Origin of the sequence: Listeria monocytogenes (genome assembly GCF_900187225.1) — a bacterium.
Lineage (GTDB): Bacteria > Bacillota > Bacilli > Lactobacillales > Listeriaceae > Listeria > Listeria monocytogenes.
In genome coordinates this window covers 2,182,615-2,195,235 of sequence record NZ_LT906436.1, presented here as the reverse complement: position 1 = coordinate 2,195,235, position 12,621 = coordinate 2,182,615, and the positions used below count along the sequence as shown (strand labels likewise).

Here is a 12,621-nt window from a genome sequence, read left to right as displayed (position 1 = left end):
CACAATAAGAAAGGGAGGGCTTGCCTAGATGGCTAACCAAAAAGAACAACTGACACGTATTAAAATTTTAGAACCTTTATTTCCTAATCGTTCTACTTCAATCATAAACGGAGAAACTAGTGGGATTTTAAATTGGAACGACATCCCGTATCCTTCTTTCTACCGTGCGTATAAAGAACTTTCTACTAACTACTGGATTCCAGACGAAGTAGACATGAAAAGCGATGCAAAACAATATCCCGCTCTTTCAGAACAAGAAAAATATGCTTTTGATGCAATCATTGGCTTACTTGCAACACTGGATTCTCCGCAAACACGTTTTATTTATAACATTGCGGAATACATTACTGATCCAGCTGTCCATGCAAACGCAGCAATTATCGCACAACAAGAAGTAATTCATAATGAGAGTTACTCGTATGTACTTGCTTCTATTACAAATTTACAAGAACAAAATCGTGTCTTTGAACTTGCAAGAACGCATCCGACAATTATCAAGCGTAATGAGCCAATCATGGACGCATATGATGATTTCATGAATAATAAAACGGGTGAAACACTTGTAAAAGCATTAATTCAATCTTCTATTTTAGAAGGAATTAATTTCTACAGTGGCTTTGCTTACTTCTACAACCTGGTTCGTCAAAATAAAATGACTGGAACAGGAAAAATCATCAGCTTTATCAATCGCGATGAATTAGCTCACTCAAAATTTATCTCTGAAGTAATCCGAGCAATCCTTGGGGAAAACCCAGAATTACAAACAGAAGAGCTAGTGGAATATACACATGAAGCTTTCCGTCACGCTGTTGAACTTGAAACAGAATGGTCCGAAGAAGTTTTACAAGGTATTGAAGGTATAGATGTGGAAGAAATGGTTGACTACGTGAAATATCGTGCCAACAAAATGCTAGGAATGCTTGGTATTCCAGAACTTTATCCAGGACATAGTGACAACACAATGACATGGATTAAAGCCTATGCAGATAACTTTACAGAAACAAAAACCGACTTTTTCGAAATGCGCAATTCAAGCTATAAAAAAACGAACATGGATAACGGATTCGACGATTTATGAGAATCTTGTTAGCCTATGATTCTCTAAGCGGCAACACAAAAATGGTAGCTGATGAAATTGAAGAGATACTAATAAGCGAAGGGCATGAAGTTGTGTCCTTTCGCGTATCTCCTTTAGCCGAGTATCCGCTTGATGAGGATTTTGACTTGTACGTGTTGGGGGCATGGACAGTCGACTACGGAAGAACACCGCCAGATATGAAAGATTTTATCGCGGAACTAGCCGTAAAGCCCAAGAATGTAGCCATTTTTGGCACTGGGGAAACACAATGGGGTATGGATTTTTATTGCGGAGCTGTCGACCGAATGGCAAAATATTTCGGAACAAGCTACCCAACCTTAAAAATAGAACAAATGCCACACACCGAGCAAGATGTGGCTGACATAGACAATTGGGTCAAGAAAATTTTAGCGCTAAGGAGTGGAATCAAATGACAAGTATTGAAATTAAATCACCTGAAGAGTTCCAAGCTCATATTAATGGGGAAGAATTAGTATATGTAGACTATTGGAAAGATAATTGTCCTAATTGTAAAATGCTTGATCTTTCTTTTGCTGAATTCAAAAACTCTGAAATCGCAAGCAAAGTGAAAGTATTAAAAGTAAAATTAGAAGAAATGGGCGAAAACTTCTTTTTTGACCGTGATGTACAACAAACGCCAACACTTGTACTTTACAAAGGCGGCGAAGAGATCCACCGTTTAAATGGATTTATTCCACCAAACAAAATTGAAGAAGCAGTTTCATTAAACGCGTAATTTAATGAGTAGCAGGCCTCCTTGTAAATAGGCGGCTTGGTGCTCATTTTTTTACGAGTCCTTGCGATATTTTTCACAAATAAATTCTTCTAAAGGAGTTAAAACAGTGAAACAACTACAAGCTGAAATTACTGCTTTTCTAAAAGAGCGTGATTGGCTAGATCAATACAATCATCCAAAAGATTTGGCAATTTCATTGTCACTTGAAGCAGCAGAATTACTTGAATGCTTTCAGTGGAAAACAGATGAAATAGCGTTAAAAGAAAATCGTGAAGAACTTTTAAAAGAAGTAGCTGATGTGCTTATCTATGCGCTTCAAATTGCAGAGAGTATGGGGGCGGACGGCGAGGAACTTGTTCGAATGAAATTAGCAGAAAATCGTAGGAGAACTTGGCCAAAAAAATAAAAAAAGCTGCTTTACCAAATGATGATAAAGCAGCTTTTATTTTAATAAGAATAAGAACGTTTACGGCGTTTTTTTGAACGAATCATTGTAAAAATTCCTGCTATAACTAAAATAATAGAAATGATACATACACCAAAACCGATAAGTCCGGTAATGCTAAATGAAAAGCCAAAACCAATCAAACCAATCAGAAGTAACACTAAGCCAGCTAGTTTCATTTGAAAACTCCTTTCAGAAATCTTATCTCTATTATATAGGAATTATCTGAAAAAAATAAGACTTTAAAGATAAAAAATTTTTAAAGATGAAATGCATTGATAGAGCATCAGTTCGCATAAGTTGGAAATAGTCAAGACTGCAAAGGAAAAAAATTATCTGTTATAGTAAGAAAGTGAGAGAAGCAAGGAGGAAAACATATGGATTTTAAAGAGTATCAAATTTTAGCGAATAGAACTGCTGCAACACACGAACAGGCACTAACAAATTACGGACTTGGTATTACTGGAGAGGCCGGTGAAGTTGCCGATTTGATTAAGAAATATGCTTTTCATGGACATGATTTAGATAAGGAGTCTCTAACAAAAGAGCTAGGAGATGTACTTTGGTACGTATCACAAATTGCTAAATGGGCAGATATAAGCATGGAAACAGTAGCAGAATTAAATATCGAGAAATTAAAGCGTCGTTATCCTCAAGGTTTTTCAACAGAGCGAAGTAAGCTCCATATCGATTAAAAAAACGTTTGTATTTAAGAAAATAAATTTTCCTAAAATACAAACGTTTTTAGTTTTTTAGTGAGCTAGAAAACCTGCTAAATAGCGTATAAATTACATATTGGATAATCGAAAAGTAAAACACAAAATTCCAAAATGGCCAGTGAAAAACACTAAACATAATTTGCAATGAATCAATTGGCTGCGTAAGTAAATGGATGGAATGTAAGCGAGAGAACCGTCCAATGTATATCGCATAACTAGATAATAATATTAAGCCAATCAAAAGTAATTGATAACTTAGTAAACTAGTCCAATTAAATCGTCTTCTTATTTCAGCAAGCATTTTTGCGAAAGACCAGAATCCAATAAATAATCCAAAGAACACACCGACGATAATATAAGTGAAATGTCGCCATAACCAAGGTGCTGTTGAAAGTACTCCTTCTGCTCCGTAAATTTCTAAACGTTGTAAATGAAGTAAATCAGTTAAAAGATACGGTGCATTTGGGAAAAATACTAGCCAAACAATCCCAAGTGGCCAAAAAATCCACCAGACGCGAGGCTTTTTTGTGAGAAATACTGCTATTTCGAAAGGTATATAAGCAAGCCCGACATTTAAAATTAGAAAAGTGTAAGTATCTGCAGTGAAATGCAGCACAAGAAAGTATCCGAGTAAGAACGCTCGGCAAGTCCAAATTGCTTTCGTCATGAAATAGTCACCTCGTGTTTGCTATTGTATCATAAATCGAGGTGACGAGGACATCTTAACCTGCTAAATGAAACAAAAGTACTAAAGCAAGACCAAATGCTGAGAGGAAAACAGAACCGATTAACGCCGCAGCAAAAGGTTTTCCACCCATTTTTCCGAACGATGGCAAGTGGACATTTAAACCGAGTCCGCCCATTGACATAGCAATGAGAAAATATGCGCAGATGACAAGAAAATCAGTTACAGATGTTGGAATAATTCCAAAGCTATTAATTGCACTAGTTGCTAAAAAGCCGAAAATAAACCATGGTACAGGAAGTTCAGCCCATGAAAAGCGATTTTTAGTCCCAGCATTAACCATTTTTGCGACAACAAAGCAGACTGGAACAAGTAAGGCTACACGTGTTAATTTAACGATAACCGCCATATCAACAGCTGATGAGCCGCCTGGATCTGCAGCTGCAATAACGTGGGCAATTTCATGAAGTGTAGCCCCTGCAAAAATACCATAACCATCTGGTCCAAGTGGTAGAATTGGATAAATCAACGTATAGATAACAGTGAAAATAGTTCCAAGTAGTGCAATAATCGTAGCAGCCACAGCCGTTTGGTTGTTATCAGCTTTTACTTGTGGAGAAATCGCAACTACTGCAGCAGCACCACAAATCCCCGTACCGCAAGCGACCAAAATAGCTAGTTTCTTATCCACTCCAAAAAGTTTGGCTAAGAAATAAACAATAGTAATACCAAAGCTAAGGCATAAGGCAGCAATTAGAAATACGCGCCATCCAGCATGATAAATATCAACTAAGTTCAAGCGGAAACCAAGTAAAATAATCCCGGCACGAAGAATTACCTTGTTGGAAAATTGAATACCAGTAAACCATTTATCCGGAACTGGGAAAAGTGCACGAATGATAATACCAATTAAAATAGCAGTTACAAGTTGTCCGAGAATCATTAAAAATGGTAATTTCGCTAAAAAATAAGATAAGGTAGCAATACAGAAAGTAAGCGCAATACCATACCAAAATGTCTTCGTTTTAAATAAAATTTGACTCATGTTCATCCCCCTTTCTTTTATACTTTTACTTTACCATTCCTGATTTTATTAGTAAAATTTATATTAATTATATTATTGATAAGTTATTTTTATGGAGGTGTTACGATGGATGAGGCATTAAGAACATATATCCGAGTAGTAGAATTGCAAAGTTTTACAAAAGCAGCTGAAGAATTACACATTTCGCAACCCGCTGTATCGTTGCAATTAAAGAAATTAGAAGAGCTTTACGAAACAGAGCTTATTTACAGACAAGCTAAGAAGTTTATTTTAACAGCAACAGGAGAAATTTTATACCACCGTGCCAAGCAATTAGAAGGACTATATAAACAAGTGGAAGATGAAATAAGTTTATATCACCATCATTTAAAAGGTCGACTTCGAATTGGTGCTAGTTTTACGATAGGAGAGTATTATCTGCCAGAAGTGATTGCGAAATTTCATGCCCTTTATCCGGATATTACAATAGAACTTATCATTGAAAATACCGCGAAAATTGCTGACAAAGTTGAACTTCTTCAAGTGGACACAGGGCTAATTGAAGGCCAGGTGAGTAAGAAAGATTTGGAGATAAGTGCTTTTTCGGATGATGAAATGTGTATCGTTGGTCGAGCAGACGGTTCGCTTACAGAAATTGAGCAAGGAGCGACTTGGATTGCGCGAGAAGAAGGTTCGGGAACGCGTGAATATTTGGATCATGTATTAAGTACTAATGGCTGGAATGTTGCTGAAAAAGTTGTTGCCTGGAGTAATATGGCGGTCAAACAAATGGTTCTTGAAGGGATGGGCTACACTGTTATTTCTAAGTGTGTTGTTCAAACAGAAATTACAGCGGGGAAAATGCAGACCTTTAATGAGTCTGGGAGCTTAATGCGGAAGTTTTCGGTACTGAAAAACAGACAAAGGCTTGAGAATCGAATTGCTGAAACTTTTTTAACATTTTTAAAGGAAAATCAGTAAATAAAACTAGCTTTTTAATTAACTAGTGCTTACAATGAGAAAGAATACATTTTAGAAAGGGAGAAGCAATGAAAGAATATTTTATAGATCGTTCCTATAAGGCTTCTATGGGAATTGCGAATGCGGTTCTTGTAACGCTTGGAATTGGACTTCTTTTGCAAACAATTGGGCAGATGACAGGGATTTCATTTCTTGCAACGGTTGGCGCAATTGGTAAAACGATGTTAATTCCGGGAATTGGTGTTGGTATTGCGATGTGCTTGCACGCAAACACGCTTGTGACGATAAGTGCGGCAGCCTCTGCTGTTATTGGAGGCGGGGCAGTGGCGACGTTAGCTGGTGGCGGAGTTGCTATTACTAGCGGAGAACCAGTCGGAGCTATTTTGGCTGTTATTGTGGCGGTTTGGACTGGGAAGCGAGTCACTGGAAAGACGAAATTTGATATGATTTTGATTCCCGGTGTTTCACTTTTAGCTGGTGGACTTAGTGGTATTTTATTTGCAAAGATAATGGCACCGATTTTAGCTTCTGTAAGCCTTGGAATTAGTTCATTAATTGGTGGTTCACCGCTGATTTCATCGATGATTATTGCTTTTGTGTTTGGGTTACTGATACTTAGTCCAGCTTCATCTGCTGCGCTCGCGATTGCGCTTCAACTTGATCCAACAGCAAGTGCTGCCGCATTGATTGGCTGCTCGGTACAATTTGTGTCATTTGCGGTATTAAGTTATAGGGATAATAACTGGGGTGCATTTTTCGCCCAACTTATCTGTACACCAAAATTACAAACACCTAATATTATTAGAAAGCCTAGCCTTATGTTAGTACCACTACTAACAACACTGATTGCTGGACCTCTTGGCGTGATGGTGTTCCATATCCAAGCCGCGAGTGAAGTCGCTGGTCTCGGGTTATGTGCCTTTGTTGCACCACTTTATTTAATAGCAAATTATGGATTCAGCACACTTGCTGCTTTTATTTTGGTAGCAGTTGTCTTGCCAGGTGTTATTGCACTTGTTGTCAGACCGTTTCTTATTAAAAAGGAACGCTTGAAAACTGGTGATTTAACTATTGAGCTACAGTAGAATAGTATAAAAAGTAGAGCTTTATCGCTCTACTTTTTATATTGGAATTTTGAATAAGCTTATGCTATGATTTATTGTGATGACAATAATACAATTTGAAAGGGAAGACCTAAAATGGTTAGAAAATTAAATAAGATGAATGATGCGTCGCCACTTTATGCACAAATAGCGGATGACTTACGGGAAAAAATCCAATCAGGAATTTGGAAAACCGGAGATAAAATTCCACCAGAGCTGGATTTATGTGAGTTATACAACGTTAGTAGAATTACCGTTCGGAAAGCAATTGATGAACTCGTTCGTGAGAATCTACTTTATAGAGAGCGTGCGAAAGGTACTTTTGTACGTGACTGGGAAGAAGCAGAGGATGAGCATTTTACTTTGGTGCGCAGTTTTACGAATGAGATGAAAGAACTTGGTAAAAAAGCGGCTACACTACATGCAGAAGTAGAAGTGATCAATGCTGATAAAAAAATTGCGTTGCAGTTGGGGCTTGCAGTTGGGGATAAGGTTTTACAAGTTAAGCGGCTACGAGGCACGAAAGACTTGGCGTTTGCTCTTTTTATCAGTGCGATTCCTTATCGACAAGCGTATTCCCTTCAAGCAGAAGATTATTACGGTTCTTTTTATGAATATTTGAAAGGATTTGGGATTGTCGTTAATCAAGAAAAGGAATATATTGAAGCTATGCTACCAAATCGTGAAGTTCAGGAAGCTTTAGCAATCGATAAGCAGGAACCAATTTTAAAAAGAGTACGGATGACGAAACAAAAAGAAAGTGATTTTAGAGAATACAGTGAATGCTTTTATGTAGGAAAGCATTATCGATATTATATTGATTTTGAATAAAAGAAAGCCTATCAACAATTGCACTGACATGGAAAAATGAGAATGAAATAAAAACCCTTTAAATTAGGCTGCTTGTTTCCTGAAATTAATAGGAGATTGGTAGCCTAATTTTTGTTGAATTCGTTCTTCGTTATAATATTTAATGTAATCTTTTACGATTTGGATTACAATAGATTTAGCGTATTTATACGCTGTTTTATGGTAGAATGTTTCGCACTTTAGCGAGGAATGGAAACATTCTATGGGAGCGTTGTCTGCGGGTGTCCCTTTTCGGGACATACTGCGGATAACGTTTTTCTTTTTACAGCACTGATAATATTCATAAGATGTGTACACCGAACCTTGATCGCTATGAAGTAAACTTCCTTCTGGAAGGGACAACTGATTTAATGTATCTAGCACTAATTCTGTGTCTTGTTTTTCGCCAATGGAGTAGGCAACGATTTCTCCATTATACAAATCCATAATGCTTGATAAATATAAACGGCAGTCTCCGAAATAAAGGTAGGTGATATCGGTAGTTAATTTTTCCAGCGGCTGACTAGCTTGAAAGTTTCGATTTAAGTGGTTTTCTGTTTGATAGTAGGCGGAGCCTGGTCGATTTTTCTTTTTTACTTTTACCTGACATTGCCACTGATATTTTTGCATAATACGCTGTACTTTATTGATGCCAACTTGTTCTTCTTGTTTCATTAATGCGGCGATTTTTCGATAACCATAAGTGAACTGATATGCTTTACATAACTGCCCTATTTTTTTCTCCAATGAGCTCTGTGCGAAATCTTTCTTTTTCCAGCGATAATAGGTAGATAAAAGTACTTGTAGTATCTGACAGATATCTTTGACAAGATACTTTGTTTTTAGCTCTTCTACTAACAAAACAAAATATGCTGGATTCACTTCCTTTCCAATGCCTTGTACTTTTTTAAAATTTCCAGTTCTAGCTCTTTTTGCCGAAGAGCTATTTTTAATTGTTCTATTTCTGGTAATTCAGGCACCCCTTTTTGGTATTTATATTGTTTACCTACTCCTTGGTGAAACCTGTGGGTTTCTTCATTTCGATACCAGCGCCACCAAGTTTTCACTTGTGTTGGATTTTTGATGTTTAATGTTCTCATAATTTCTTTGGTAGATTTACCTGCTAATTTCATTTTGATAGCTTTTTCTTTTATTTCTGCTGGATACATTACTCTTGTACTCATAGAAACACCTCCGTTAGTTTCATTTTACATGAATCCAACGAAGGTGTTTTTATCTTATTCTCATTTTTTAGTGGCAGTGCCCAATCTTGATAGGCTTTCTTTTACTATAAGTTACGTACAAATGCTTGAATAACAGCTACTTTTTCACTAGCGCTTGTATTTCTAATTTGATAAGTTCCGACGATTGCAGGGACGATAAATGTTTCTCCGTAATGCACTTCAAATGGTGCGAAAGAGTCGTCAATACTTTCAACGACAGCACTTGTTCCTTCTACCAAATTGAGCATATTGACGCTATCGTTTGTGTGGACGGTAACAGTTTCTTTAAACCAGTGGCGTTGTGTTTCGATAAACTCTAATTCATGTAGCCCGGTGCGCTCTACTTTTGAATCGTTATCTTCGTGTAATGTTTCAAATTGGTTTATTAAGTTGTCATTTACCCATTTGGTATCGCGGTCAAGTTGTAAATTTTCTCTGCCGTGCTCTAAATGAACAGGGCGAGGCATGCCGTCGAGTCCAGTGCGTTCCCAGTCCCATAATTTAAAAGTGAAAATATAAGGGGTGGCACTTATTTCTAGGACGACGGTACTTGGACCACCGCAATGAATCGTCCCAGCTGGAATTAAAATATGATCGTGCTTTTTCACTGGGAAGACGTTAATGTATTTTTCATCGGGAAAACGGTAATTTCCTTCAGCGGCTTTTTCTAGATCTGCCATAATTGCTTCTTTTGTTGTGCCTTCTTTTGTTCCAAGGTAAACGGTAGAGTCACTATCTGCTTCTAAAATATAGTAACTTTCATCTTGGGTATAATGAATGCCAAACTTATCTTGCGCGTACTCTACTAATGGATGGACTTGAAGGCTTAAATTACCACCGCCCACTGTATCGAGATAGTCAAAACGAATCGGGAATTCCGTACCGAAACGGCTATGTACTTTTGGTCCAAGTAATTCATTTGGGAAATGGTTTACTACATTGGTAGACGGGACTTCAATCCGAATATCCCCAAATCGCATGTATAAACTATTTTCTTCAGGAACACCATCAAATGCCCAACCATAATTGTCAGCAGTAGGGTCAAGTCCGAAGTTGTTTTTCATCCACTGGCCACCCCATACACTTGCATCAAAGTAAGGAACTACTCTAAAAGGAGCTTTCGAAACTTGTTTTAAACCATTTCGGTAATCTTCCCCGCGTACCATTTTTGGTTCATTTTTTTTATTTGTATCAAGTAAGAAATCTATTTGTTGATAAAGTTTTTTCTTTTGGCGGTCAGCCATGCGCCATTCAAAAAAGTAACCTCGTTTGAATTTACGAAGCGCATCTTCATTCGCATTGTCTGCTTTCCAGTTAGGTTTATTTTCTCTGCGGTAACGGCACTGAATCTCCCAGCGCGCTAAATCGGCATAAATAAGGATGTCTGGATTTGGTGCTATAACTGTTGCGCCAGTCCCGTAAATTACAACTAACCCCTTACTAGCCGAAATTTCTGCTTGAATTTCAGCAAGTTTTTCTGCTGGATAAAAGTCGCTCACTTCATAGTGGGACATAATGCCGAACACACGGTCATCTGTTAAGTGAGATTGGACTTTATTTGTTACTTCTTCGTTATTTAATGCCCACTCATCCGCGAAAACCGCTTTTTCGACAGGTAGTAATGGAAGTAGTTCGGCAACAATTTCTTCATTTCGCGTTCCAGGGTAACATTCAATAGCAACGATAATATGTTCATTGTTCTTCTTTTGGATGGCTGTTAGTAGCTCTCCGGCAATATCTTTATAACCAGCCCAAGCACCATCAAATTGATGAATTTTCACTTCAGGTGCTAAATCGTACGTACTCAAAACAATCACTCCTTGTTTATATTGTTATTACAATATAAATATAACACTATAATCATTGTTTGTCATTACAATCTATTGTCTATTTTTGTTATAACAATACAATTGTTTTTGTAACGTAATGGACACATTTTTTCGCAAAAAGCCATATCTAAATAGAGATTTTTCGTGTAAAATATAACATTGAAAGCAATAAAAATTAAAGAGGTTCGAATTATGGAAAAAAGTGGATTTGTTGCAGATCCGATTTATGGAGAAATCAAGAATGAGATAATGGCCAATACTTTGGAAAATGGCGAGAAAGTGGACATAGAAGACATCATGAAACGATTTCAGGTCAGCAAACGAGTAGCTTTTAGTGCGCTCCATTGTTTACATAAGAGTGGTATACTATGCAAGAACATCGGAGAGAGCGGTTTTTCAGTCGCAGTAAATAGTGAAGCCGAGCATCGCGAAAAATCACGATTAAAGTTAGCTTTTTTTCATTTAAATTATGCTGTACAAAAACTACAAGAACAAGACGCAGAATTATGCGCAACATGCTTAAGAAAGGAGTTAGTATATATAAAACTAGCTGCTCGAGAGCATGACACAGAAGTCTTTATTAATCATGTGAAAAACTTTTATGCTTGTATGATTCACTATACAGAAATGCCGGCAATGGAGAAGAACATTGATATACTAAGCCAGACACTGCGAAATATGAAAGAAAAGAATGAAAAGTTATTTTTCGAGGCTTTTACAATAGATGTTTCGCAGGCCTTGGAGGAATTAGTAACGCATTTAGAAGCGAAGGAATTTGAAAAATGTCACACAGTCATTCAACAGTTTTACGATAAAAATATCTCTATCTTGTTTTCAGAATCAAAAAACCCCGAATGACGATTTCGTCACGCGGGGTTTTTCTTTTCGGATGAGCTTGTCTTGCCACTCATCTGATGGGCCGGACCATGTCTGGATGTTTCTGAATAAACATACAACATTCGGAAAACGGTGAGGCATTTTCAAACAAGTAGGCGAATTCTTTGTCTTGCTACTTACTTCTCAAGATATTCTAACTTACGAATAAATGAGCGCCCGTAACTTGCTTAAATAGTGGCCATGAATGATACGATACTTTATTCGCTTATTTACCAATGTAGTGAGGATAAAAATATTGATAAACGAGCGACGTAACGAAATTCCGTCTTCCTACAACTAAGTTAGCGTAAAGTCCTTGACGCGGCGTATACTCCTCGCCTTCCTCCTGTAAGCTAACTGTAGTTGCTTGACACTAAAATCCTTCACCAGACGTTTGCCGGCATATGACAAAGCTGAGAAAAAATCAGCTTGTACACCAAGTTTGTTTCATTCGCATCACCTTTTATTTGTTCGTTGTACTATATATATAACCGTTCTAAATAAATGTAAACGCTTTATTAGTAAAATGATTATAAAGTCATAGTTTGAATTTTAAGCCAGGCCTTTTGTCAGAGGAAATAAGCCATTAGAATATCATCAACAAATTCGCCTTGAATAATGAATTCTTTTTCGAGGAGCCCTTCCTGTTTAAAGCCATTTTTTTCATAAAAACGAATGGCTTTTTGGTTGATGGATAAAACTCGTAAGGCGATTTTAATGTAGCCTTTTTCGCGCGCTACTTCCTTCATTTTGTCCATTAAAAGTTGACCAATGCCCGCGCGTTGATAGTCTGGATGCACAGCGATATCAATTTCTGCGACGTGTTTATTTGATGCGAGTGGGATAGGGGACTTATAACCAAGAATCCCAACTACTTTATCATCCGTCACGACAACAATTTTGGAACCGGGCGGACTTTTAAGTAAAAATTCTGCCTCGCTATCAAAATGGATATCGCCAGGCGTTGTTCCTGGTGTCCAAACTAAATGTTCTAATTCAATCATTGAAGCGGCATCTTCTCGTTTAGATAGTCTGATTTGCATAATGTACCA

The 12,621-nt window shown here is 37.3% G+C and carries 15 protein-coding genes; 9 read left to right on the top strand and 6 right to left on the bottom strand.

The features are described from left to right. Positions 1–28 precede the first annotated feature (28 nt). The 4 genes from CKV70_RS11130 to CKV70_RS11115 all read left to right on the top strand — a co-directional run bounded on the left by CKV70_RS11130 (position 29) and on the right by CKV70_RS11115 (position 2,241). Positions 29–1,078 carry a ribonucleotide-diphosphate reductase subunit beta gene (locus tag CKV70_RS11130; protein ID WP_003729560.1) on the top strand — a complete coding sequence of 350 codons (1,050 nt, stop codon included), beginning with the start codon at positions 29–31 and terminating at the stop codon, positions 1,076–1,078. After that, on the top strand, positions 1,075–1,512 hold the full coding sequence (locus CKV70_RS11125) for a flavodoxin (protein WP_003722277.1): 438 nt from the start codon (positions 1,075–1,077) through the stop codon (positions 1,510–1,512). The genes CKV70_RS11130 and CKV70_RS11125 overlap by 4 nt, the downstream gene beginning before the upstream one ends. Next, positions 1,509–1,835, top strand: coding sequence for a thioredoxin family protein (locus tag CKV70_RS11120; RefSeq protein ID WP_003722276.1), 327 nt, complete (start codon positions 1,509–1,511; stop codon positions 1,833–1,835). Before CKV70_RS11125 ends, CKV70_RS11120 begins: the two co-directional genes overlap by 4 nt. Positions 1,836–1,941: 106 nt before the next feature. After that, positions 1,942–2,241: a nucleotide pyrophosphohydrolase gene (locus CKV70_RS11115; RefSeq protein ID WP_003722275.1), complete on the top strand. Its 300-nt coding sequence runs from the start codon at positions 1,942–1,944 to the stop codon at positions 2,239–2,241. Between the two features lie 41 nt (positions 2,242–2,282). Here CKV70_RS11115 and CKV70_RS11110 read toward each other — a convergent pair whose 3' ends face one another. Next, positions 2,283–2,459: a hypothetical protein gene (locus CKV70_RS11110; protein ID WP_003722274.1), complete on the bottom strand. Its 177-nt coding sequence runs from the start codon at positions 2,457–2,459 to the stop codon at positions 2,283–2,285. A gap of 198 nt (positions 2,460–2,657) precedes the next feature. Between CKV70_RS11110 and CKV70_RS11105 the strand changes: the two genes are divergently transcribed. Then, positions 2,658–2,975, top strand: a complete 318-nt coding sequence (locus CKV70_RS11105) for a nucleoside triphosphate pyrophosphohydrolase family protein (protein WP_003722273.1) — start codon at positions 2,658–2,660, stop codon at positions 2,973–2,975. A gap of 49 nt (positions 2,976–3,024) precedes the next feature. Here CKV70_RS11105 and CKV70_RS11100 read toward each other — a convergent pair whose 3' ends face one another. Both CKV70_RS11100 and CKV70_RS11095 read right to left on the bottom strand, forming a co-directional pair. Continuing rightward, a complete protein-coding gene (locus CKV70_RS11100; RefSeq protein WP_003722272.1) occupies positions 3,025–3,666 on the bottom strand; it encodes a DUF1361 domain-containing protein in 642 nt (213 codons plus the stop codon). 55 nt (positions 3,667–3,721) lie between these two features. Beyond that, positions 3,722–4,729: a YeiH family protein gene (locus CKV70_RS11095; RefSeq protein WP_003767901.1), complete on the bottom strand. Its 1,008-nt coding sequence runs from the start codon at positions 4,727–4,729 to the stop codon at positions 3,722–3,724. Positions 4,730–4,834: 105 nt separating this feature from the next. Between CKV70_RS11095 and CKV70_RS11090 the strand changes: the two genes are divergently transcribed. The 3 genes from CKV70_RS11090 (at position 4,835) to CKV70_RS11080 (ending at position 7,623) form a co-directional block, all read left to right on the top strand. Then, positions 4,835–5,689 (top strand): LysR substrate-binding domain-containing protein, encoded by an 855-nt coding sequence (locus tag CKV70_RS11090; RefSeq protein WP_003722270.1) that lies wholly within the window; start codon positions 4,835–4,837, stop codon positions 5,687–5,689. Positions 5,690–5,757: 68 nt separating this feature from the next. Further along, entirely contained in the window at positions 5,758–6,774 is a 1,017-nt protein-coding gene (locus tag CKV70_RS11085; protein WP_003722269.1) for a PTS sugar transporter subunit IIC, read from the top strand. Positions 6,775–6,888: 114 nt separating this feature from the next. Beyond that, on the top strand, positions 6,889–7,623 hold the full coding sequence (locus CKV70_RS11080; RefSeq protein ID WP_003731919.1) for a GntR family transcriptional regulator: 735 nt from the start codon (positions 6,889–6,891) through the stop codon (positions 7,621–7,623). 63 nt (positions 7,624–7,686) lie between these two features. Here CKV70_RS11080 and CKV70_RS11075 read toward each other — a convergent pair. Together CKV70_RS11075 and CKV70_RS11070 are read right to left on the bottom strand one after the other, a co-directional pair. Continuing rightward, a protein-coding gene (locus tag CKV70_RS11075) for an IS3-like element ISLmo1 family transposase (protein WP_095177159.1) occupies positions 7,687–8,825 on the bottom strand; the annotation gives its coding sequence in 2 pieces (ribosomal slippage) (positions 7,687–8,552 and positions 8,552–8,825; 1,140 coding nt in all). A gap of 104 nt (positions 8,826–8,929) precedes the next feature. Continuing rightward, complete coding sequence (locus CKV70_RS11070) at positions 8,930–10,672, bottom strand: class I mannose-6-phosphate isomerase (RefSeq protein WP_003734057.1); 1,743 nt, start codon at positions 10,670–10,672, stop codon at positions 8,930–8,932. A 213-nt stretch (positions 10,673–10,885) separates the two neighbouring features. Between CKV70_RS11070 and CKV70_RS11065 the strand changes: the two genes are divergently transcribed. Next, entirely contained in the window at positions 10,886–11,551 is a 666-nt protein-coding gene (locus CKV70_RS11065) for a GntR family transcriptional regulator (RefSeq protein WP_003722266.1), read from the top strand. Between the two features lie 587 nt (positions 11,552–12,138). Here CKV70_RS11065 and CKV70_RS11060 read toward each other — a convergent pair. Continuing rightward, positions 12,139–12,612, bottom strand: a complete 474-nt coding sequence (locus CKV70_RS11060; protein WP_009932068.1) for a GNAT family N-acetyltransferase — start codon at positions 12,610–12,612, stop codon at positions 12,139–12,141. Positions 12,613–12,621: the final 9 nt, after the last annotated feature.

What these genes read in the sequence shown, in the direction of transcription:
- CKV70_RS11080 (WP_003731919.1), top strand. Translation starts at nt 6,889, where the DNA reads ATGGTTAGAAAATTAAATAAGATGAATGATGCGTCGCCACTTTATGCA.
- CKV70_RS11110 (WP_003722274.1), bottom strand. Translation starts at nt 2,459, where the DNA reads ATGAAACTAGCTGGCTTAGTGTTACTTCTGATTGGTTTGATTGGTTTT.
- CKV70_RS11120 (WP_003722276.1), top strand. Translation starts at nt 1,509, where the DNA reads ATGACAAGTATTGAAATTAAATCACCTGAAGAGTTCCAAGCTCATATT.
- CKV70_RS11060 (WP_009932068.1), bottom strand. Translation starts at nt 12,612, where the DNA reads ATGCAAATCAGACTATCTAAACGAGAAGATGCCGCTTCAATGATTGAA.
- CKV70_RS11095 (WP_003767901.1), bottom strand. Translation starts at nt 4,729, where the DNA reads ATGAGTCAAATTTTATTTAAAACGAAGACATTTTGGTATGGTATTGCG.
- CKV70_RS11085 (WP_003722269.1), top strand. Translation starts at nt 5,758, where the DNA reads ATGAAAGAATATTTTATAGATCGTTCCTATAAGGCTTCTATGGGAATT.
- CKV70_RS11105 (WP_003722273.1), top strand. Translation starts at nt 2,658, where the DNA reads ATGGATTTTAAAGAGTATCAAATTTTAGCGAATAGAACTGCTGCAACA.
- CKV70_RS11100 (WP_003722272.1), bottom strand. Translation starts at nt 3,666, where the DNA reads ATGACGAAAGCAATTTGGACTTGCCGAGCGTTCTTACTCGGATACTTT.
- CKV70_RS11065 (WP_003722266.1), top strand. Translation starts at nt 10,886, where the DNA reads ATGGAAAAAAGTGGATTTGTTGCAGATCCGATTTATGGAGAAATCAAG.
- CKV70_RS11090 (WP_003722270.1), top strand. Translation starts at nt 4,835, where the DNA reads ATGGATGAGGCATTAAGAACATATATCCGAGTAGTAGAATTGCAAAGT.
- CKV70_RS11130 (WP_003729560.1), top strand. Translation starts at nt 29, where the DNA reads ATGGCTAACCAAAAAGAACAACTGACACGTATTAAAATTTTAGAACCT.
- CKV70_RS11125 (WP_003722277.1), top strand. Translation starts at nt 1,075, where the DNA reads ATGAGAATCTTGTTAGCCTATGATTCTCTAAGCGGCAACACAAAAATG.